Here is a 22402-nt window from a genome sequence, read left to right on the forward strand (position 1 = left end):
AGAAGGAGTGTTTGTTACATGCGGGTAGGCCTGGACATTGGTTCCACCACCATCAAATGCGTCGTGCTGGATGAGCACGATCAGGTTATCTACGATACATACGAGCGCCACGGCAGCCACATCACCGAAAAGGCCGGTGAGCTTCTGGCCCGCCTGGCAAAGGAGCAGGTGCCCGGCGGCAAGGCATATCTGGCCATTTCCGGCTCCGCGGGCATGGGCCTCGCGGACGGGTGCGGCGTACCCTTCGTGCAGGAGGTGTTCGCCACCCGGGTGGCCGCAAAGCGGCTGGCCCCTCAGGCGGACGTGGTCATCGAGCTGGGCGGCGAGGATGCCAAGATCCTGTTCCTTTCCGGCGGCACCGAGGTGCGCATGAACGGCAGCTGCGCCGGCGGCACCGGCGCCTTCATCGACCAGATGGCCACGCTGCTCAAGATGAGCCCGGAGGAGCTGAACGAGGCGGCCAGCCGGGCGGAAAAGACCTATACCATCGCCAGCCGGTGCGGCGTGTTCGCCAAAAGCGACATCCAGCCCCTGATCAACCAGGGCGCCGCCGCGGGCGACATCGCCGCCAGCATCTATCAGGCGGTGGTAAACCAGACCATCGCGGGTCTTGCCCAGGGCCGGCCCATTCAGGGCAATGTGCTGTATCTGGGCGGGCCGCTCACCTTCAACAGCGAGCTGCGCAAGAGCTTTGACCACACGCTGGAGCTCACCGGCCTGTGCCCGGAGCACAGCCTGCATTTCGTGGCCATGGGCGCGGCCTTCTATGCGGACAGGGAGATGGATCTGGCTCAGGTAGCAAAAACCATCGGCAGCATCCAGCAGGTGGGCGAATACACCAGCCAGCCGCCTCTGTTCGCCAATAAGCAGGAATACGAGGATTTCCACGCCCGCCACATGCGCGCCAGCGTGCCCTGCGTGCCCTTCGGCGCGGACGTGGGCCCGGTGCACATCGGCGTGGACTCCGGCTCCACCACCGTGAAGGTGGCCGTCATCGACGACAACGCGAACCTCCTGTTCACCGATTATCAGCCCAATCTGGGCAACCCGCTGCCCCTGATCCGGGACGTGCTGCTCAAGCTGTATCAGAACCACCCCAATCTGGAGGTGGCCAGCGTGACCAGCACCGGCTACGGCGAGGAGCTGGTCAAGCACGCCTTCCGGGGCGACTTCGGCGTGGTGGAAACGGTGGCCCACTTCACCGCCGCCCGTCACTTTCTGCCGGATGTGGACTTCATCATCGACATCGGCGGCCAGGACATGAAGTGCTTCAAGATTGAGGACGGCGCCATCAGCGACATCTTCCTGAACGAGGCCTGCTCCAGCGGCTGCGGCAGCTTTCTGCAGACCTTTGCCCAGGCGCTGGGCTACGACGTGAAGGAGTTCGCGGCGCTGGGCCTGTTTGCGGACAAGCCCGTGGATCTGGGCAGCCGCTGCACCGTGTTCATGAACTCCAGCGTGAAGCAGGCCCAGAAGGACGGCGCCTCCATCCAGAACATCTCGGCGGGCCTGTCCATCAGCGTGGTCAAGAACGCCATCTACAAGGTCATCCGCGCCGCCAGCCCCGAGGAGCTGGGCCGACGCATCGTGGTGCAGGGCGGTACCTTCTACAACGAGGCGGTGCTGCGGGCCTTTGAAAAGGAGATGGGCGTGGAGGTGGTCCGGCCGGACATCGCCGGTCTGATGGGCGCCTTCGGCGCGGCGCTGCACGGCCGTTCTCTGGTGGAAAAGGGTCATAAGAGCAGCCTGCTCAGCCGGCAGGAGCTGCTGGAATTCACCCAGAAAACCCAGAATGTGCAGTGCAACGGCTGCACCAACCACTGCCAGCTCACCGTGAGCACCTTCGCCGGCGGCCGCCGGCTGATCAGCGGCAACCGGTGCGAAAAGCCGGTCACCGGCAAGACCGCCCAGGACGATCTGAACCTGTATGCCTACAAGCAGAAGATGCTGGCGGGCTACAAGCCCGGCCCGGCGGTACGGGGCACCATCGGCATTCCGCTGTGCCTGAATATGTACGAGCTGCTGCCCTTCTGGCATGCCTTCTTCACCAGCCTGGGCTTTGCGGTGGTCACCAGCCCGGTATCCACCCGTGCCATGTACATCAAGGGTCAGGCCAGCATTCCCAGCGACACCGTCTGCTTCCCGGCCAAGCTGGCCCACGGCCACATCCGGGCGCTGGCGGATATGGGCATCAAGACCATCTTCTACCCCTGCATGAGCTACAACATCGACGAGCACCTGGGCGACAACCACTACAACTGCCCGGTGGTGGCCTACTACCCGGAGGTTCTGGCGGTGAACTGCCCCGAGCTGGCCGATGTGACCTTCATCAACGAGTTCGTGGGCCTGCATCGCCCGAAGGACTTCAAAAAGAAGATGTACGAGATCATGAACCGCTATTTCCCCGGCATCAAGCGGGGGGAAGTGGAGCGCGCGGCCGATATGGGCTACGCGGAATACAACGCCCACATGCAGCGCCTGCGGGACAAGGGGGCCGAGATCATCGCCGCCGCCCGTGCCGAGGGCAAGCGGATCGTGGTGCTGGCCGGCCGGCCCTACCATGTGGATCCGGAGGTGAACCACGGCATCGATGCGCTGCTGTGCCGCCATGGCGCGGCGGTCATCACCGAGGACAGCGTGGCCTGGCATGAGGAGAAATTCCCCACCACCGTGCTGAACCAGTGGACCTACCATTCCCGCCTGTACGCGGCCGCCAAATACTGCACCACCCAGAAGGATATGGATCTGGTGCAGCTGGTGAGCTTCGGCTGCGGTGTGGACGCCATCACCACCGACGAGACCCGTGAGATTCTGCACGAGGGCGGCAAGCTGTATACCCAGCTGAAGATCGACGAGATCACCAACCTGGGTGCGGTAAACATCCGAATCCGCAGCCTGTTTGCCGCACTGGACGAAAAAGAACGAAAGGGGGAATGACCCGATGGAAACCAATTATCCCCGTTTTACGCAGGAGATGAAAAAGACCCACACCATCCTGATTCCCAACATGCTGCCCCTGCATTTTTCCATGCTGGCGGCGGCGCTGGAATATGAGGGCTATCATGTGGAGGTGCTGGGCAACTGCGGCAGTCAGGTGGCGCAGCTGGGCCTGAAGTATGTGCACAACGACACCTGCTACCCGGCGCTGCTGGTCATCGGCCAGTTTCTGGACGCTTTGCAGAGCGGCAAGTATGACCTGGATCACACCGCCCTGCTCATCACCCAGACCGGCGGCGGCTGCCGCGCCTCCAACTACATCCATCTGCTGCGCAAGGCGCTGCACCGGGCAGGCTACGGCCACATTCCCGTGGCCAGCCTGAACTTCTCGGGCCTCGAGAAGGACTCCGGCTTCCAGATGAATCTGTCCATTGCCCGCAAGGCCATCGCCGCCATCTTCTACGGCGATCTGATCATGGCTCTGCGCAACCAGACCTCCCCCTACGAGGTTACCAGAGGGCAGGCGAAGGAACTGGCCGAAAAATGGGTGGATACCATCTGCGACTGGTTCCACCAGAACAAGGGCTTTACCGGCGGCGAGATGAAGGCCACCTTCCCCAAAATTGCCAACGACTTTGCCGCCATTTCGGTGGTGCGCACCCCCAAGGTGAAGGTGGGCATCGTGGGCGAGATCTATGTGAAATACTCGCCGCTGGGCAACAACAACTTGGAGGAGTTCCTGGCCAGCCAGGACTGCGAGGTGAACCTGCCGGGCCTTCTGGGCTTTGTGGATTACTGCATCAGCAACATGGGCGATACCGTGCGTTTCTATGGCGGCAGCCTGGCCGAGGTATGGGGCAGCGAGGCGCTGCTCAAATATCTGGACGGCTTCGAGCGGGCCATGGGCAGCGCCATGCGGGCGGCGGGCTTCCACGCTCCGGCCCGTTTCCTGGAGCTGCGAGAGATGGCAAACGGCATCATCAGCCGGGGCAACAAGATGGGCGAGGGCTGGCTGCTCACCGCCGAGATGGTGGAGCTGGTCACCACAGGCTACGAGAACATCGTCTGCGCCCAGCCCTTCGGCTGCCTGCCCAACCACATCTGCGGCAAGGGTATGATCAGCCGCATCCGGGCCATCTATCCCAATGCCAACATCACCCCCATCGACTACGATCCCAGCGCCACCCCGGTCAACCAGGAAAACCGCATCAAGCTGATGATCAGCGTGGGCAGGGAACGGCTGGAGGAAAAGATCGTCGCCCAGCCCGCCCCGGTGCAGGAGCCGGTGGCCGGCCTGGAAAGCAAAATCGAGAGCATTCCCGGCGTTCAGTGAAACGCCGCCTACAAAACAGCAGGAAAGGAAGCCGCAGATGAGCGACTTTGTGATTTTTGACATGGAATGGAACATGGGCTATCAGCCCAGAACCTTCCAGTATCAGGGCGTGGAGCAGACCTTGCGGGGTGAGATCATCCAGATCGGCGCGGTGAAGCTGCGGGATGGTCAGCCGGTGGATCGCTTCTCGCTGACCATGAAGCCCCGCATCTTCCCCCGGCTGCATCACCATGTGGCCAAGGTCACCGGCCTGACCCAGGCTCAGCTGGATGCGGGCGTGCCCATTAAGGAGGGCCTGCGCCGTTTTGCCGAGTGGTGCGGGCCGGATACCCCGCTGGGTGAGTGGGGGCAGGACGACGTGCCCGTGCTCAAGCAGAATCTGGTGCTGTGCAGTCTGGATGAGAGCTGGCCCCGCAAATGGTACGATCTGCAGCGGGTATTCACCAGCCAGCGCCCCCGGCAGGAGGGCGAGGGCATGACGCTGGAGGCGGTGGTGGAGCGGCTGGGCATTCCCAAAAACGACGCCTTCCACGACGCGCTCAGCGACGCGGAATACACCGCCGCGGTCTGCGGCTTTCTGGACTTTGAGCGGGGGCTTGCGGAATACCCCGACGAGGCGCAGCAGCTGAAAGAGCTGCTCTGCCCGGAAGGCAGGGACCGGCGGGATTTCCGGCTCTGGCCCGCCCAGGTGGACGGCGAGGCCTGGTCCACCAGCAGCGAGCTGCGGGGGGCGGTGTGCCCGGAGTGCGGCGCGCCGCTGGAGCTGGATAAGGACGATATCTGGCTGCGCAAGGGCAACAACTGCCTGTACAGCATGGGCGAGTGCGCCCAGCACGGCCCGGCCATGATCTGGCTGCGGCGCATGCGGCTGGACGGGCTGCACTTCACCTTTGCCCGGGCCACCGAGCCTGCGGGCAAGGAGGCCCAGGCCAAGTGGGCCAGGGAAAAGAAAGCCGCGCTGGAGCGGGCCCGCCGCAAGCGGGAGAAGGAAGCAGCCGAAGCGCTGGAACGGGTCCGCAACGCGGGCCGCTGAAAATTGAAGAATTGAGGAGGGATCCCGGCAATGAAACGCAATCGGTTGATTATTTGCCGCCAGTGGGTGGCGCGAATGGCCAGCATCATCGAAACGGTGGTTGCACTGGTGGTTCTGCTGGCGATTCTTGTGGCCGGCGTGCGGGTGCTGTTTGAAGTGAAGGATCTGGTGCTGGCTCCGGATGTGGACGAGGCCTTTACCACCTTTTTGAGCAGCGCCTTCAACGTGGTCATCGGCATCGAGTTCGTGAAGATGCTGGCCAAGCACAGCCCCGGCAGCGCCATCGAGGTGCTGCTCTTTGCCATTGCCCGCCAGATGGTGGTGGAGCATACCTCCCCGGTGGAAAATCTGGTGAGCATTCTGGCCATTCTGCTGATCTTCGTGATTCGCAAGTATCTGTTTGTGCCTGCCTTCGGCGCGCACCTGCCCGGTGAGGATGCCTTTGGTACCTCCAGCCTGATGGCTGCGCGGGAACAGGCGCTGCGGGACGCGGATGCAGAGGAAGAGGACTGAGCGCGTGGCCTGATCCCTTTTCGCAATACAGCCAATAAGAAAACGCCCGGCGCACGGTTTTGATTCCGTGCGCCGGGCGTTTTTTCCTTTTGGGCGGGGATTATTCCAGAACCACCACTTCCGGCGGGGTGAGCAGCCGGAAGGGCACGCCGCTCATGCCGATGCCCCGGCTCACAAACAGCTGGGCGGGCCGCTGGGGCTGGGGCCGGTAAAGCCCGCTGGGGAACATTTTGCCCCCCGGCGGCAGAATCATCTGTGTGAGCACCGGCACCTGCAGCTGACCGGCATGGCTGTGGCCGCTGAGCATCACATCCACATGGGAGAGGTTCAGGTACCGGGCCTTGTCCGGCATGTGGCACAAACAGATCCGCCAGCCCTCGGCGGGCATTTCCCGAAGAACCTTTCCGTCGGAATAGGGGGCAAGGCCACAGATCGTTATCCCGGGCGCGGGCTGCACAATCTTATCCCACAGGGGCACAAAACCGCCGTGCTCCATCAGCATCCGGTAAAAGGGGGCAGCGCCCTGGCGCACGTCGTGGTTGCCCCACACCGCATACTTGCCCAAAGGGGCTTCGATGCGCTGCAGCTGGGCGGCCAGCCAGGAAAAATTCAGCATGTGGGCATCCCGGCCGAACTTTGCAAAGAAATCGCCGCCAAACAGCACCATCTCGGGAGCCTCGGCGTTGATGGCGTCCACCAGCGGCTCCAGAAATTCGGGGGAATACATGGGGCCGAAGTGAACGTCCGAGAAAAAGAGGGTTTTCACCGGTGGACGGCGGCAGAGCTCCGGCCGGGTGACGGTGAGCCGATGGGGCTCCACCTTTGCGGCGTACCAGCCCACCGCCGCGCCTGCAGCAGCAGCTCCGGCGGCCGCGCCCAGAAACAGCCGGGCGGCCCGGTCGACACGGTTTTGATCCATAGGGTCTGACCTCCTGTGTTGCGTTCGTTACATTTATTATAACAAAAATGCACCCTGCTTGAAAAGCAAGCAGGGTGCGAAGAAATCGTGAAAAATCAGTAGCCCACGATGATGCCGCCATCCTGAGCGTAGAAGCTGGTCAGGCCGCTGCAGGGAAGAATGGTCACGTCCGCGCCGGGCCACTTGGTCTCGATGCCGTGACGCAGCAGCTGGGCAGCGTTTTCGTTGAAGCAGTGGCTGATGACCACCGGTGTGCCCTGATAGCCCCGCCGGTCCATCTCTTCCAGAATGAAGGCCAGGGTGCGGGTTTCGCCGCGGGTCTTGTGCAGCATTTCCAGCTTGCCGTCGTCGCTGCCGCGGCCCACAATGCGCATGCCCATCTTGCCGGCAACAAAGCCGACCACCCGGTTCAGCCGGCCGTTCTTCACCAGATTGTCGAAGCAGGAAAGGGCAAACAGCACCTGCCGGGGTGCATAGTATACCTCCAGCTCCTTCACCACGTCCTCAAAGGCCAGGCCCTCACCGATCAGTTCATTGGCCTTGCGGATGGCCAGCGCCATCTCGCCGCCGGTGGACAGGCTGTCCAGCACATAGATGTTTTTGTCCGGGTGGCTTTCCAGCACCATTTCCTTTGCAATCATGGCGCTGTTGTAGCTGCCGGAAAGATTGCTGCTGATGGTCACTGCAATGATGTTATCGCCCAGCAGGAATTTTTCCGCCCATTCCTCGGGGCTGGGGCAGGCGGTGGTGGAAGCGCCGTTGTAGTTGCGCATCTCGGCCATCATGACGGCCACGTCCAGCGCGGCATTGTCCACAAATTCCCGGTCGGCCACACGGATCTTCAGCGGCACGGTGGCGAAACCGGTCTCGGGCGCGGGTGCGGGCAGGCTGCGCAGTTCGCAGGAGGAGTCGGCAACGATCATCCAAGTCATAGTAAATACACTCCCTTTAGGTGGCGCGGTGCCGCGCGATTTACATAGTTTTTAATACTAGATATATTATAGAGGCTTTGGCGCTGTTCGTCAAGGCGAAACGGGTCAGCCGCAGTTGTAGTCGATGGGCAGGGTGGGCAGGCCGTTCAGGTCAAGGCCTGCCACGTTGCCGCTTTGCAGCTCGTAAAAGCCCTGGGAAGCGATCATGGCCCCGTTGTCGCCGCAGAATTCCACCGCAGGCAGGCAGAGCTTTGCCCCCAGCTTCTGGGCGCCCTCGTTCACAAGGCAGCGCAGCAGGCTGTTGGCGGCCACACCGCCTGCAAGGCAGAGGGTGGAAGCGCCGGTGTCCTTCGCGGCGGCCAGCAGCTTGTCGGCCAGAATTTCGTCGATCCGGTGTTCAAAGCTGGCGGCCATGTCTGCCACATTCACGGTTTCGCCCCGCATCTCGGCCTGATTCACCGCATTCAGCACGGCGGTTTTCAAGCCGGAAAAGCTCACGTTGTATTTGCCCTCCACATGGGGCACCGGCAGCTTGTAGGCTTTGGGGTTGCCGGTGCGGGCCGCCTTGCTGATGGCCGGGCCGCCCGGGTAGCCAAGGCCCAGGGTGCGGGCCACCTTGTCGAAGGCTTCGCCCGCCGCGTCGTCCACCGTGCGGCCCAGCACCGTGAAGTGGGTGTAGTCACTCACCTGCACGATATGGCTGTGGCCGCCGCTGGCCACAAGGCACAGAAAGGGGGGCTTTAAGTCCGGGTGGGTCAGGTAGAGGGCGGCGATGTGCCCCCGCAGATGATGCACCGGGATCAGGGGCTTGTTTGCCGCGTAGGCAAGGCCCTTGGCAAAGTTCACGCCCACCAGCACCGCGCCGATCAGCCCCGGCGCGAAGGAGACGGCGATGCCGTCCAGCTGGGCGGGGGTCATGCCCGCATCCGCCAGCGCCTTTTCCACGGTGGCGCTGATGTATTCCGCGTGGCGGCGGCTGGCGATCTCCGGCACCACGCCGCCATACAGGGCCTGCTCCGCCACACTGGTGGAGATCACATTGCTCACCAGCTCGCGGCCGTCCTTCACCACGGCGGCGGCGGTTTCATCGCAGGTGCTCTCGATTCCTAAAATATACATTTTGTAATATCACCATGCTTTTCAACAAATATCTGGGAAATCCGGGCCGGTTCTGCCTGTTTCACAGCGCCCGGTGCATGAGGACCGCGTCCTCGGTGGGGTTCTGGTAAAAGCGGGGGCGGCGGCCGTCCGCCACAAAGCCCGCCTGCTCATACAGGGCAATGGCTCCTGCATTGGAAGCCCGCACCTCCAGAAAGGCGGTCTCGGCGCCCTCACCGCGCAGCGCCTCCATGCTTTCCCGCAAAAGGGCGCTGCCCGCACCGGTGCGCCGGGCTGTGGGGGATACGGTCAGGGTGTACAGGCTGGCTTCTCCGGCGGCCAGCTGCCAGGCGGCAAGGCCCACCACCGGCTGGCCGGGCAGTTGGGCCACGAACAGGCGGGACGCGCCGCCTGCCTGCTGGTTTTCCAGCTCTTCGGTGAGCTGGGCAAGGCTCCAGGGGTCGCCTGCGCTCTGCTCAATCTGCCCACAGATCTCCAGATCGGCCCGTTCCATGGGCCGGATAAAGTATTCCACGAAAAAACGCCTCCTCTGTGGAAAACCCGCCTTAGTGGGATTCCAGCCAGGTCTTGCCCTGGCCCACGTCGGCGGTCAGGGGCACGGAATAGCTCACCGCACCCTCCATCTCCTCCTTCAGGATGCGGGCCACGGTCTCGGCTTCCGCCTCCGGGGCCTCCACGATCAGTTCGTCGTGCACCTGCAGAATCAGCTTTGCGGCCAGGCCCTCGGTGCGCAGCCGCCGCCATACCTTTACCATGGCCAGCTTGATCACGTCCGCCGCAGTGCCCTGAATGGGGGTGTTCATGGCCATCCGTTCGCCCAGCGCCCGCAGGTTATGGTTTTTGCTGGCCAGCTCGGGCAGGGCCCGGCGGCGGCCGAACAGGGTGGTCACATAGCCCTTCTCGGTGCCGTGGGCGATGGTCTCGTCCATATAGTTTTTCACGCCGGGGAAGGTGGCCAGATAGTTCTTGATGAACTGATCCGCCTCCTTCACCGACACGTTGATGTCACGGGAAAGGCTGAACGCGCCGATGCCGTACACGATGCCGAAGTTCACCGCCTTGGCGGAGGAGCGCAGGGCGGGAGTAATCATCTCCGGAGGCAGGTTGTAGATCTTCGCGGCGGTGCTGCGGTGGATGTCCTGCCCGGTCAGAAAGGCCTGCCGCATGGATTCATCGCCGGAAATGTGGGCCAGCAGCCGCAGCTCGATCTGGCTGTAGTCCGCGTCCACCAGGGTGCAGCCGGGCTTTGCCACAAAGAACTGGCGCAGCTGGCTGCCCAGCGGGGTGCGGATGGGAATGTTCTGCATGTTGGGCTCGCTGGAGGAAAGCCGCCCGGTGCGGGCCTCGGTCTGGTTGAAGGTGGAGTGCATCCGCCCGTCCGGCCCGATCACCTTCAAAAGACCCTCCACATAGGTGGAGTTCAGCTTCTGGTAGGTGCGGTACTGCAGAATGTCGTCGATCACCGGGTGCTCACTGCGCAGGCTTTCCAGCGTTTCCGCGTTGGTGGAGTAGCCGCTCTTGGTCTTTTTGCGGGGCGGCAGGCCCAGCTTCACAAAGAGAGCCTCGCCCAGCTGCTTGGGGCTGTTCACGTTGAATTCATAACCCACCTGCTCGTAAATACGGGCAAGGCAGCCTTCCAGCTCCTGCTTCATCTTTTCGCCAAAGGCCACAAGGCCCTCTTTGTCCACCAGCATGCCGGTGCGCTCCATGTCCGCCAGCACCAGCGCCAGCGGCAGCTCCACCTCAGCCAGCAGCCGGTCCATGCCCTCCTCGGTCACCTTGGCGGAAAGGGTATCGTACAGGCCGGCCAGTACCCCGGCCAGCGGGGCGGACTCGCACCGGAAAGCAGGCTGGATGCCGTATTCTGCGGTCAGATTTTCCACCGTGTAGCTGCTGGCGGCGGGGTTCAGCAGATAAGCGGCCAGCTTTGCGTCGAACACGATGCTCTTGCCCTCACCGCCGTTTGCCAGCGCCAGATGATAGAGCGGCTTTGCGTCGAATACCCGCAGGGTGGCGTCGCTGTCCAGCAGGCGGGCCAGTGCGGCCTCGTCCAGCGGGTAGACGGCATTTTCCTGCACCGCGTACCAGCTGCCATTTTCCTGCGCCAGCTCATACCGGCCCTCGGGCAGCATGGGCAGCACGTCCGGTTCCACCACTGCCAGCTCCGGCGCGGGGGCGGCAGCCTTGGGGGTTACGCCGTCCAGACCCAGACGGGGGGCAAGGCTGTGGATCTCCAGTTCGGCCAGCAGCCCGGCGGCCGCGGCCGCGTCGCCCTCGCCCCGTTTGTAGGTGCCGGGGGCAGTTTCCACAGGAATGGCGCAGTCGATCTCCGCCAGCTTGCGGGAGAGCTCGGCCTCCTCCTTGTGGGTGGTCAGCTTGGTGCGCACGCCGGGCTTGATGGCGCTGTCGTCGATGTTCTCGTACACGCCCGCCAGACTGCCGAATTTCTGAATCAGGGCAAGGGCGGTCTTTTCGCCCACGCCCGCCACGCCGGGGATGTTGTCCGAGGTGTCGCCCATCAGGCTCTTCACCTCGATGAGCTGCTTCGGGGTTACGCCGTATTTTTCCTCCACGGCGGCCTTGTCCATCACCACGGTCTCACTGCGGCCCATCCGGGTGGCGGCCAGCAGCACGGTCACATGCTCGTTTACCAGCTGCAGGCTGTCCCGGTCACCGGTGGCCAGATAGCACTCGTCGCCCCGGGCGGCAGCGGCCGCGCTCAGGGTGCCCAGAATGTCGTCCGCCTCGTAGCCCTCCCTGGAGACCATCACAAAGCCCAGATCCGCCAGCAGCTCTTTCAGCACCGGCATCTGCTGGGCCAGCTCCTCGGGCATGCCCTTGCGGGTGGCCTTGTAGCCGTCGTACATCTTGTGGCGGAAGGTGGGGGCCTTCAGATCAAAGGCGATGGCCACCTCGTCCGGCTGAACCTCTTTTAAAAGGTTCAGCAGAATATTCATAAAGCCGTAGATGGCGTTGGTGTAACGGCCATCCTTGGTGGTAAGCAGCTTGATGCCGTAAAAGGCGCGGTTCACAATGCTGTTGCCGTCCAAAACCAGCAGTTTCATGGGCAGACCTCCGAAAAATGTGTGTTGACCGCCCGCCCCCAAGGGGCCCGGCGGCGATTGCTGTATTTATTAAGTATACCACAAGGGCGGGTTTTGTGGTACAATAAACCCTGGATTTATCCCGGGCAAAGCCGCCCGGTCATTCAAAGGAGAAACCTCAATGCAGCTTGGCAATATGACCTTTGCCCCCGGCGCGGTGCTGGCCCCCATGGCCGGCTTTACCGACGCCGCCTGCCGCCGTCTGGCGGCCAATCACGGGGCGCTTTACACCATCAGCGAGATGGTCAGCGCGAAGGCCCTGACCTTTGGCGACAAAAAAAGCGCCCAGCTGATCTATAATGAAAACAACCCGGCCCCCTACGGGGTGCAGCTGTTCGGCGCGGAGCCCGAGACCATGGGGCAGGCCACCGCGCTGATTCAGAAGTACAAATTCGATTTCATCGACATCAACATGGGCTGCCCGGCCCCCAAGATCAACTCCAGCGGAGCGGGCAGCAAGCTGATGCTGGATCCCAAAAACTGCGGCGACATCGTGGCCGCCGTGGTGAAGGAGAGCCAGGGCAAGCCGGTCACCGTGAAGATGCGCGCCGGCTGGGATGCCGATCACATCACCGCCGTGGAGGTGGCCAAGGCCTGCGAGGCCGCGGGCGCGGCGCTGGTGGCGGTGCACGGCCGCACCCGGGAGCAGATGTATCAGCCCGGCACCGTGGACTGGAAGATCATCGAAGCGGTGAAAAAGGCGGTGAAGATTCCGGTGCTCGGCAACGGAGACATTGAATCCGCCGCCGACGCGGTTGCCATGGTGAACGCCACCGGCTGCGACGGCGTGATGGTGGGCCGGGCCGCGCTGGGCGACCCCTGGATCTTTGCCGAGATCAAAGCCGCGTTGAACGGCGAGCCCGCCCCGGAAAAGCCCACCCTGCGCCAGCGTCTGGAAGCGCTGCGCACCCAGGTGTATGAGATGTGTGAGGAAAAGGGCGAGTGGGTGGCCATGCCCCAGGCCCGCAGCCAGGCCCTTTACTACATGAAGGGCCTGAAGGGCGCGGCGGGGCTGCGCCGGGCCTGCTGCCAGCTGAGCCATTACGAGGATCTGGACGAGCTGTTCCAGAAGGTATACGACGCGGGCAACCGCTGAGCGGCTCAGTCTGCGCTCTGGCCGGTCAGCTCATCCAGCGGCTGGGCGTAGCAGGGCAGCATGTGCACGATGAAGTAGTCTGCCTCCGGGCAGTGCATCTCCTTCAATGCGGCCCGCTGCTGGGTCAGCGCGGCGGCAAATTCCCGGTTGCCCGCCTGCACCTCCTCGGTGCATTTGATCAAAGCGCTTAGCCGGTCCGCCGCCTTGAGCAGCTTTGCCTCCGCTTCGGTGAGCAGGCTGCCGGTCACATAGCCGGCCATCTCGCCCCGCAGCTGGGGCGGCAGATACCCCAGAAGGGCAGTGGCGCTTTCCTCCTCCAATGCCTTGTAGGCTTTGCGCAGCCGTTCGTTTTTGTATTTCACCGGGGTGGGCATGTCGCCGGTGAGGATTTCCTGTGCGTCGTGATACAGCGCCGCCACCGCCACCGTCTCCGGCCGCACCGGCGTGCCGGTGATCTTTTGTGCGATCAGGCACAGGGTGTGGGCCAGAATGGCGGTGTCCGCCGCGTGCTCGCTCAGGCTCTCGGTGCGGGAGGCGTGCATCAGGCTCCACCGGCGGATGTATTTCATCCGGCTCACCAGTGCGTTGAAGGAATAGATTTTCATTTCTTTCACACTCCTGTGCGTTAAACTTGTATAGATTGCGTCCAATGGGCGCGTTACGAAAACACTATACCATATTTTCCCGCCCGGGGGCAGCCCCGGCGCGCCGAAAAGGGGAAGGATGTGAGGTGCGTTCTATGATACGCCCACTGGAAAAACCACAGAACAAATACTGGCTCACCTTCGCGCTGTGCGGCCTTGCCGCCGCGCTGATGTTCCTGTTTTTTTACATTGTGGATAAAGGTTTCTTTTTATACGCGGGGGACTTTAACAGCCAGCAGATCGCCTTTTATTATTCCGCCAATGAATTTGTAAAATCCGGCGGCGGCTCCTTCAGCTGGGCCACCGATCTGGGCAGCGGCTTTCTGAACAGCTACGCCTTTTATCTGGCGGGCAGCCCTTTCTGGTGGCTGAGCCTTTTGTTCCCGGCGGCCTGGATGCCCTATCTGATGGTGCCGCTGCTCTGCCTGAAATTCGCGGTGGCAGGCGGGGGCGCTTACCTGTGGATGCGCCGCTACACCCGCAAGGCAAACATGGCGGTGCTGGGCGCCTGTATGTACGCCTTTTCCGGCTTCACGGTCTACAATGTGTTCTTCAACCATTTTGTGGACGTGGTGGCCCTGTTTCCCTATTTTTTGTGGGCGCTGGATGCGGCGGTGTATGAAAAGCGGCGCGGGCCGTTCGCGGTGCTGGTGGCGCTGAACTTACTCAACAACTACTTCTTCTTCGCCGGTCAGGTGGTGTTCCTGGCCATCTATTTTGTGTGCATGGTTCTGGCCGGGCGCTACCGCATCAACGGCCGCACCTTCGGCGCGCTGGCCTTCGAAAGTCTGGCCGGCGTGGGCATGGGGGCCATTCTGGCCATCCCCACCATGCTCAGCCTGCAGAACAACCCACGGGTGTCCAGCTTCTCCGAGGGCTTCGGCCTGCTGCTTTACGGCAACGTGCAGCAGTACGCCGCCATTCTGTACAGCTTTTTCTTCCCGCCGGACTGCCCCTACATGCCGGTGATCTTTGATTCCGGCGTGATCAAGTGGACCAGCATGGCCGCCTATCTGCCGCTGGTGAGCATGATGGGCGTGCTGGCCTACTGCCGGTGCAAAAAGGGCACCCCCTTCAAGTGGATTCTCAGCGTCTGCCTGGTGATGGCGCTGGTGCCGGGGCTCAACTCCATGTTCTACGCCATGAACTCCAGCTACTATGCCCGCTGGTACTACATGCCGGTGCTCATCATGTGTGCGGTCACCGTCTACGGGCTGGAGCACGAGGACGAGGTGGATTTGAAAAAGGGCCTGCGCCCCACGCTGGCGGTGCTGCTGGCCTACTGCGCCTTCGCGCTGGTGCCCACCGAGACCGACGATGGCGGCTGGAAAATCGGCGTGATGGACTACCCGGAAAAGTTCTTTTTGAACTTCGGCATCGCCTTCATCGGGGTGCTGCTGTTCTGGGTGCTGTGGCTCATGTACAAGCGCACTCCCCAGCTGCCCCGGCGGCTCACCGCGGCGGTGCTGGCCTTCGGCTGCCTGTATGGCGCGGTGCACATTTCCATCGGCAAGTTTGCCCAGTGGGACAACGACAAGGACTTCTACCAGCAGCAGTATGTGGACGCCCGCGCTCTGGCGGACATTCTGCCGGAGGGCGCCTACCGCATCGACGACTACGAATGTTACGATAACCTGGGCCTGTGGGTGAACCGGAGCGATCTGCAAACCTTCAACTCCACCGTGGCCCCCTCCATTCTGGAGTTCTACCCCCAGGTGGGTGTGAAGCGGGATGTGCGCAGCGCCCCCGAGCTGGACAAGTACGCCCTGCGCGGCCTGCTCAGTGTGAAATACACCATCTGCCCGGTGGACAAGCAGGAGGAATTTGAGGAAAAGGCCGGCGATAACTGGCGCTACTGGACCACTCAGGGCCAGCTGGCAGTGTATGAAAACACCGACTGGCTGCCCATGGCCTACTCCTACGACGCCTACATCACCGAGGAGGAGTATGAGGAGATTCCGGAGGATTACCGGGCAAACCTGCTCATGCGGGCCATCGTGCTCAGCGAGGAACAGATCAACACCTGGGGCGGCGGGCTGCGCCATCTGACCGAAGAGGAACAGACCGACTTCGACCGGGCCAGCTACGAGGAAGATCTGGACGCCCGCCAGGCCATGGCCGCCAGCAGCGTTGTGCTGGACAACTGGGGCCTTACCGCCAACATCCAGCTGGAAAACAGCACGCTGGTCTTCTTCCCGGTGCCCTACGACGCGGGCTTCACCGCCATTGTAAACGGCGAGGAGGCCCCGGTGCTCAAGGTCTCCGGCGGACTGATGGCGGTTCCTGCCCAGGCGGGCGACAACAGCATCCGGCTGGAATACCACACCGAAGGCCTGAACGTGAGCCTTGCTCTGGCGGGAGTGAGCGCCGTGGCCTTTGCCGGGTATCTGGGGCTGAATGCCTATGCCCGCAAAAAGCGCCGGGCGGCTCTTGCGGAAAAATATCATCTGGACCCGCCGCAGCCCCGGCAGTAAGACCGGAACACAAAGGAGAAAGAACCCAATGGATTTTGCAAAGATTCTTGCCGGGGAGCTGAACGTCCCCGAGCAGTATGTTTCGGCGGCCATCCGCCTGATCGACGAGGGCAACACCATTCCCTTCATTGCCCGTTACCGCAAGGAGGCCACCAACGCCATGGACGACCAGGTGCTGCGCCAGCTGGCCGACCGGCTGGAGTACCTGCGCGGTCTGGAAAAGCGCAAGGGCGAGGTGGCGGCCACCATTGAAGAGCTGGGCGCCATGACGCCGGAGCTGAAAAAGGCGCTGGACGCCGCCAAAACGCTGGCCGAGGTGGAGGACATCTACCGGCCCTACAAGCCCAAGCGCAAGACCCGGGCCAGCGTGGCCAAGGCCCGTGGGCTGGAGCCGCTGGCCCAGGCCATCTTCGCCCAGAAGCCGGGCCTGGATGTGAACGCCGAGGCGGCAAAGTACATCAATGACGAGGTGCCGGACGCCGAGGCTGCACTGGCCGGTGCGCGGGACATCATCGCCGAGCAGGTGAGCGACGACGCGGCCCTGCGGGCCCAGCTGCGCCGCTTCTACCAGACCTTCGGCCTTGTGAAGAGCAGGGCTGCAAAGGAAGAGGACAGCGTCTACGCCGGGTACTACGATTTCAGCCAGGCGGTGAATAAGATCGCCGGTCACCGGGTGCTGGCGCTGGATCGTGGCGAGCGGGAAGGCTTTTTGAAGGTGACTGTGGAGGTGGACGCGGAAAAGGCCGTGGGCGGCATCCGCCGCATGTTTGTGAAGGCGGGCGGCGGCCCCAGCGCGGCTCAGGTGAGCGCCGCGGTGGAGGACGCCTACACCCGGCTGATCCATCCCAGTCTGGAGCGTGAGGTGCGCTCCAATCTGTCGGAGGAAGCCGCCGAGGGCGCCATTCAGGTGTTTGGCGAAAATCTGCGCCAGCTGCTTCTGCAGCCGCCCATCAAGGGCAAAGTGGCCCTTGGCATGGACCCGGGCTACCGCATGGGCTGCAAGCTGGCGGTGGTGGACGAAACCGGCAAGGTGCTGGATACCGCGGTGGTCTACCCGGTGCCTGAGTTCAAAAAGGTGGAGCAGGCCAAGGCAAAGGTGAAGGATCTGATCCGCCGCCACCATGTGCAGATCATTGCCATCGGCAACGGCACTGCCGGCAAGGAGACCGAGATCTTTGCCGCCGAGGTCATCCGGGAGCTGGGCGGCGGTGTGCAGTATATGGTGGTCAGCGAGGCAGGGGCCAGCGTTTACTCCGCCAGCAAGCTGGCCGCCGAGGAGTTCCCCCAGTTCGACGTGAACCTGCGCAGCGCGGTGAGCATCGCCCGCCGCCTGCAGGATCCGCTGGCCGAGCTGGTGAAGATCGACCCCAAGGCCGTGGGTGTGGGCCAGTATCAGCACGATATGCCCCAGAAGCGGCTGAACGAAACGCTGGACGGCGTGGTGGAGGACTGCGTGAACAGCGTGGGCGTGGACCTGAACACCGCCAGCGCCCCGCTGCTGGCCCGTGTGGCGGGCCTGAGCGCCTCCACCGCCAAAAACGTGGTGACATGGCGGGAGGAGAACGGCGCGTTTGCCAGCCGTGCCCAGCTGAAAAAGGTGAAGGGCCTTGGCCCCAAGGCCTTTGAGCAGTGCGCGGGCTTCCTGCGCATTCCCGGGGCGAAAAAGGCGCTGGACGGCACCGCCGTCCACCCGGAAAGCTACCCGGCGGCGGAAAAGCTGCTGAGCCTGTGCGGCTTTGCGGATAAGGACATCGGCACCGAGGCCATTCAGGCCCTGCCCAAAAAGGCGAAGGAGATCGGCTTTGCCACCCTGTGCGCCGAGACCGGTGCGGGCGAGCCCACCCTGAAGGACATCATCGCCGAGCTGCTGCGTCCCGGGCGGGACATGCGGGACGAGCTGCCCGCGCCCATGCTGCGCAGCGACGTGATGAGCCTGGAGGACTTAAAGCCCGGCATGGAGCTGATGGGCACCGTGCGCAACGTGATCGACTTCGGCGCCTTTGTGGACATCGGCGTTCATCAGGACGGTCTGGTGCACATCAGCCAGCTGAGCGACAAGTTCATCAAGCATCCCAGCCAGGCGGTGAAGGTGGGCGACGTGGTCAAGGTGAAGATCCTGGACGTGGACCAGAAGAAAAAGCGCATCAGCCTGACCATGAAGGGGCTGAACAAGCAGTAATGCAAACCGGAAAAGGGAGGAAACGGCCATGCAGGTAAAATTCAGCGTGTATTTCTGCAGCGAGGAGGGCGAGCGCTTTTTCGGCGCGGGGCCCTGTGAGCTGCTGCTGGCGGTGGAGCGGCTGGGCAGCCTGCGGGCTGCCGCCCACGAGATGGGTATGGCCTACACCAAGGCCTTCTCCATGATCAAGCGGGCGGAAAAGGAGTTCGGCTTTGCCATGACCCAGCGCACCATTGGCGGCAAGGGGGGCGGCGGCAGCACCCTCACTCCTCAGGCGCAGGAGCTGCTCATGCGCTATCAGGCCTACCGTACCGCCTGCGGCCAGAGCGCACAGGATCTGTACAACACCTATTTTTCCACCTTCCACCCGGTGCGGGATCTTCCGCCGGAGAAAAACCGGGAATAAACAGCAAAAAAGCCGCGGAGCATTCCAAACGAATGCCCCGCGGCTTTTTTCTGCCGCAAAGGTTACAGGTAGTGCACCGCGATCATGATCACGCCCAGCACGGTGAGCACTGCGCCGGTGGCCCGGTTGAGCACCACAGGGCTTGCCCGGTTGGCGAAACGGGCGGCAATGAGCGCCCACACCAGTGTAAACAGCATGCACAGCACCAGCACAAAAACATCCGGTGTGCCGCCGATGGCGAAGTGGGAAACCGCGCCGGTGAGGGCGGTGAAGGTCATGATGAACACGCTGGTGCCCACCGCGGTTTTCAGCTCGTAGCCAAGCACACTGGTGAGGATGAGCAGCATCATCAAACCGCCGCCTGCGCCCACAAAGCCGCAGATGAAGCCGATCACCACGCCGCAGCCCAGCGATTGCAGGCAGCTTACCAGCGGCGAAAGCCCGGCCCGCTTTTCCTTGGTGGTGGTCACCGGCAGCACGATGAATTTCAGGCCCAGGAACAATGTCATGAACAGAGAGAAGCCGCCCATGGTCTGGCTGGGCATCAGGCTGGCAGCCCAGCTGCCCACCATGGTGAACACCAGCACGGCGGCCATCATCACCAGCCCGCCCCGGATGTCCAGATTTTTGTTTTTTCCATAGGTAATGGCGGAAGCGGCGCTGGCCAGCACGTCGCTGGCCAGGGCGATGCCCACCGCCAGGTAGGGATCCATGTGCAGGAAGGTGATGAGCATGGGGCTGATCACCGCGGCGGCGCTCATGCCGGCGAATCCGGTGCCCAGGCCCGCGCCCATCCCCGCGAAAAAGCATACGATCAGGGTCAAAAGCATCTTGTTATCGGCCTCACTTTGCTCAGAAAATCGTAAAAAACAGCATAGCGCAAAAACGCGAAAAAACTGTGAAAATTCAAAAAAAGCCCGGCCTTCCAGAATGGAAGGCCGGAAATCCGTAACATCAGAAAAATATCACAGCAGCGGAACACCGGCAGCGCGGCAGGCGGCGCGGGTTTCGTCGTCCCACAGGCTCACCTGCACCTCGCCCACATGTACCTTGCCCAGCAGCAGCATGCACAAACGGCTCTGGCCGATGCCGCCGCCGATGGTCAGGGGCAGCTCGCCCGCCAGCAGCATCTTGTGGAAGGGCAGTTCGCGGCGGTCGTCGCAGCCGGCCTCGGTGAGCTGCCGGTCCAGCGCGGCCGGGTCCACACGGATGCCCATGCTGCTGATCTCGATGGCCTGGCCCAGAGGCTCGTGCCAGAACAGCAGATCGCCGTTCAGGGTCCAGTCGTCGTAGTCGGGGGCGCGGCCGTCGTGGGGCTTGCCACTCTTCAGCTTGCCGCCGATCTGCATGATGAAAATGGTGCGGTGCTCTTTGGCAAAGGCGTTCTCCCGCTCCTTGGGGGAAAGCCCGGGGTACAGATCCTCCAGCTCCTGGCTGGTCACAAAGGTGACCTCCCGGCACAGGCTGGTGTTCAGGTCTGCAAACTGCCATTTCAGCTCGTCCAGTGTGGAGCTGATGGCGTACACGATGTTCTGCACCGTGTGCTTGAGAAATTCCGGGGTGCGGTCCTGAGCAGTGATCACCTTTTCCCAGTCCCACTGGTCCACATAGATGGAATGCAGGTTATCCATTTCCTCATCCCGGCGGATGGCGTTCATGTCGGTCACCAGGCCGTTGCCCACCCGGAACCCGTACTGATGCAGGGCCAGCCGCTTCCACTTGGCCAGGCTGTGCACCACCTGGGCGCTGGAGCCGGTGGCGGGCACGTCGAAGCTGACCGGGCGCTCCACGCCGTTCAGGTCGTCGTTCAGGCCGGTGGCCGGATCCACGAACAGGGGCGCGGTGACCCGCTTCAGGTGCAGTGCGGCGCAGAGCTTCACCTCGAAGATCTGCTTGATCAGGCCGATGGCCTTCTGGGTGTCGTAAAGGCCCAGGCAGGGGATGTAGCCGCCGGGCAGTACGGTCTTGTTCATTGGTCTTATTCCTCCTCGGGCTTGGGTTCAATGCGCACCAGCAGGCTGAGAATGCGCTTGTCCTCCACCTTTTCCACCGTGACATGCAGGTTCTGGAACTCGAAGCTCTCGCCGGGTTCGGGAATGTGCTCCAGGCACTCCAGAGCCCAGCCGGCCACGCTGGAATAGTCGCTGTCGAAATCCTTGATCTTCAGGTCCAGCTCGTCGAACAGATCGTCGATGTTCACCTCGCCGGCCACCCGGTACAGGTTCTCCTCCAGCTTCTGGATGGGAGTCTCCTCCACCTCGTCGGTCTCGTCGAAGATCTCGCCCACCAGCTCCTCCAGCACGTCCTCCATGGTCACAAGGCCCAGTGTTCCGCCGTAGTCGTCGGTCACAATGGCCATGTGCTGCTTTTTGCGGCGCAGCTCGGCCAGCAGATCATTGATGTGCTTGGTGCGGTACACGAAGGGAATGTCGCGGCAGAGTTCCCGCACGTTCACGGGTTTATTCTGCGCCAGGCAGCTGAACAGATCCCGGGTGTGGAGCATGCCGATGATGTGATCGATGTCGTTTTCATACACCGGAATGCGGGTGTAGCTGTTGGCCAGCACGGTGGCGATGATCTGATCCACCGGGTCATTCACGTCCACAGCCAGCATATCCACGCGGGGAATCAGAATCTCCTGCACGGTAATATCGTCGAAGTCGATGACCGATTGGATGATGTCGGTCTCCTGACTGTCCAGCACGCCTTCTTCCTCCACCGTATCGATGATGGTTTTCAGCTCATCCTCGGTCACGCTGGGCTGGTCGTCCGCTGCCTTGCGGCCGAAGGCCAGCTTTTTCAGCAGCACAAAGAACAGCACCAGCGGGGTGAACAGCTTGCGCAGCAGGTCAATGATGCCTGCCACCCGGATGGCGATGGCCTCCGCGTGCTCCTTGGCAAGGCTCTTGGGCAGAATCTCGCCGAAGATCAGCACCAGCAGGGTCATTACCACGGTGGAAACCATGGGGCCCCACTGCTGGCCCACAATGGCAACTGCCATCACGGTGCCCAGCGAGGAGCTGGCCATGTTCACGATATTGTTACCGATCAGAATGGTGGAGATGGTCTTGTCGTAGTCGTCGGCAATTTTCAGCGCCAGAGCCGCGCCCTTGTCGCCGCTTTCGGCGCGGTTGCGCATGCGGATGCGGTTGAAGGAGGAAAGCGCGGTTTCGCTGCCGGAGAAAAACGCCGAACCGGCAACCAGAAGAAGAATGAACAGGTACATACTAGGGCCAGGAGTATCCAAAAACAATCACGAACCTTTCTGAATTTCACATGTAGTTTATCGAATGCAGCCCCCGCATCAGGGGCAGGGGTTACCTTATTATATATAACAGAACATGGCCGTCAATGCAACAAAAATATGGCGGATGCTGGTGCCGGAGGACAAGGTGTTTTTGCCTGAGGGACAAAGGAATATGGATAAATGTTTCCTAAGTGTGAATCAATCTCAATGTTAAAGACAAAAGTAACAAAAAGTAACTGAGGAAAACTGCGCTTTTGGTACATCGGGGAGAAACTTTTGAAAAGTGGCGACAAATGGATTATTCCGTGCTATAATGCCTACCAAGGAGCAAGGGTGTGTTTGAGGGGCGGCTGTTTCGGCCATACTAAGCACATCGGTGTTTGCTCCGGAAGAAAACCGGAATGCCGCGCGCAGGGGAAAGGCGCGCCGCCGGGAAAAAACCAATTTATTTGATTTTTTGGGAGGC

17 protein-coding genes are annotated in these 22402 nt (G+C 62.2%); 8 read left to right on the forward strand and 9 right to left on the reverse strand.

The genetic code is table 11. The annotated features are described in order from the left end of the window. Positions 1-18 precede the first annotated feature (18 nt). Genes ACESYO_RS01995 through ACESYO_RS02010 form a run of 4 tightly spaced genes read left to right on the forward strand, consistent with a single transcriptional unit; the run spans position 19 to position 5816 of the window. A complete protein-coding gene (locus tag ACESYO_RS01995; RefSeq protein WP_058963095.1) occupies positions 19-2937 on the forward strand; it encodes an acyl-CoA dehydratase activase in 2919 nt (972 codons plus the stop codon). 4 nt (positions 2938-2941) lie between these two features. Further along, positions 2942-4270 carry a 2-hydroxyacyl-CoA dehydratase gene (locus tag ACESYO_RS02000; RefSeq protein WP_058963096.1) on the forward strand — a complete coding sequence of 443 codons (1329 nt, stop codon included), beginning with the start codon at positions 2942-2944 and terminating at the stop codon, positions 4268-4270. Positions 4271-4307: 37 nt separating this feature from the next. Further along, a complete protein-coding gene (locus ACESYO_RS02005; RefSeq protein WP_058963097.1) occupies positions 4308-5303 on the forward strand; it encodes a 3'-5' exonuclease in 996 nt (331 codons plus the stop codon). Between the two features lie 30 nt (positions 5304-5333). After that, complete coding sequence (locus ACESYO_RS02010; protein ID WP_058963098.1) at positions 5334-5816, forward strand: phosphate-starvation-inducible PsiE family protein; 483 nt, start codon at positions 5334-5336, stop codon at positions 5814-5816. 100 nt (positions 5817-5916) lie between these two features. Here the strand turns inward: ACESYO_RS02010 and ACESYO_RS02015 are convergent, their stop codons facing one another. From ACESYO_RS02015 to polA, 5 genes are all read right to left on the reverse strand, one after another. Continuing rightward, positions 5917-6735 (reverse strand): metallophosphoesterase, encoded by an 819-nt coding sequence (locus tag ACESYO_RS02015; RefSeq protein WP_317407158.1) that lies wholly within the window; start codon positions 6733-6735, stop codon positions 5917-5919. A 95-nt stretch (positions 6736-6830) separates the two neighbouring features. After that, positions 6831-7667: a DegV family protein gene (locus tag ACESYO_RS02020; protein ID WP_058963100.1), complete on the reverse strand. Its 837-nt coding sequence runs from the start codon at positions 7665-7667 to the stop codon at positions 6831-6833. 105 nt (positions 7668-7772) lie between these two features. Further along, positions 7773-8786, reverse strand: coding sequence for a tRNA (adenosine(37)-N6)-threonylcarbamoyltransferase complex transferase subunit TsaD (tsaD, locus tag ACESYO_RS02025; protein WP_058963101.1), 1014 nt, complete (start codon positions 8784-8786; stop codon positions 7773-7775). 61 nt (positions 8787-8847) lie between these two features. Beyond that, positions 8848-9300, reverse strand: a complete 453-nt coding sequence (gene rimI, locus ACESYO_RS02030) for a ribosomal protein S18-alanine N-acetyltransferase (RefSeq protein ID WP_058963102.1) — start codon at positions 9298-9300, stop codon at positions 8848-8850. Between the two features lie 31 nt (positions 9301-9331). Next, entirely contained in the window at positions 9332-11851 is a 2520-nt protein-coding gene (polA, locus tag ACESYO_RS02035; protein ID WP_058963103.1) for a DNA polymerase I, read from the reverse strand. A 160-nt stretch (positions 11852-12011) separates the two neighbouring features. On the opposite strand from polA, the gene dusB reads away from it, so the two are divergent. Then, positions 12012-12986: a tRNA dihydrouridine synthase DusB gene (gene dusB / locus ACESYO_RS02040; RefSeq protein ID WP_058963104.1), complete on the forward strand. Its 975-nt coding sequence runs from the start codon at positions 12012-12014 to the stop codon at positions 12984-12986. 5 nt (positions 12987-12991) lie between these two features. Here the strand turns inward: dusB and yfbR are convergent, their stop codons facing one another. Further along, entirely contained in the window at positions 12992-13591 is a 600-nt protein-coding gene (yfbR, locus tag ACESYO_RS02045) for a 5'-deoxynucleotidase (protein WP_058963105.1), read from the reverse strand. Positions 13592-13725: 134 nt separating this feature from the next. Here yfbR and ACESYO_RS02050 point away from each other — a divergent pair, with 134 nt between their 5' ends. Genes ACESYO_RS02050 through ACESYO_RS02060 form a run of 3 tightly spaced genes read left to right on the forward strand, consistent with a single transcriptional unit; the run spans position 13726 to position 18689 of the window. Beyond that, entirely contained in the window at positions 13726-16104 is a 2379-nt protein-coding gene (locus ACESYO_RS02050; RefSeq protein WP_058963106.1) for a YfhO family protein, read from the forward strand. 28 nt (positions 16105-16132) lie between these two features. Next, on the forward strand, positions 16133-18283 hold the full coding sequence (locus tag ACESYO_RS02055) for a Tex family protein (protein WP_058963107.1): 2151 nt from the start codon (positions 16133-16135) through the stop codon (positions 18281-18283). 28 nt (positions 18284-18311) lie between these two features. Continuing rightward, the gene (locus ACESYO_RS02060) at positions 18312-18689 is read left to right on the forward strand and encodes a winged helix-turn-helix domain-containing protein (protein WP_058963108.1); all 378 of its coding nucleotides are present in this window, start codon (positions 18312-18314) and stop codon (positions 18687-18689) included. A gap of 62 nt (positions 18690-18751) precedes the next feature. Here the strand turns inward: ACESYO_RS02060 and ACESYO_RS02065 are convergent, their stop codons facing one another. The 3 genes from ACESYO_RS02065 to ACESYO_RS02075 all read right to left on the reverse strand — a co-directional run bounded on the left by ACESYO_RS02065 (position 18752) and on the right by ACESYO_RS02075 (position 21915). Continuing rightward, a complete protein-coding gene (locus ACESYO_RS02065; protein ID WP_058963109.1) occupies positions 18752-19519 on the reverse strand; it encodes a sulfite exporter TauE/SafE family protein in 768 nt (255 codons plus the stop codon). Positions 19520-19654: 135 nt separating this feature from the next. Beyond that, positions 19655-20662 carry an aspartate--ammonia ligase gene (asnA, locus tag ACESYO_RS02070; protein ID WP_058963110.1) on the reverse strand — a complete coding sequence of 336 codons (1008 nt, stop codon included), beginning with the start codon at positions 20660-20662 and terminating at the stop codon, positions 19655-19657. Positions 20663-20667: 5 nt separating this feature from the next. Then, positions 20668-21915 (reverse strand): hemolysin family protein, encoded by a 1248-nt coding sequence (locus ACESYO_RS02075; protein WP_058963111.1) that lies wholly within the window; start codon positions 21913-21915, stop codon positions 20668-20670. Positions 21916-22402 lie beyond the last annotated feature (487 nt).

It is taken from the genome of Allofournierella massiliensis (genome assembly GCF_964241245.1).
Taxonomy (GTDB): domain Bacteria; phylum Bacillota; class Clostridia; order Oscillospirales; family Ruminococcaceae; genus Allofournierella; species Allofournierella massiliensis.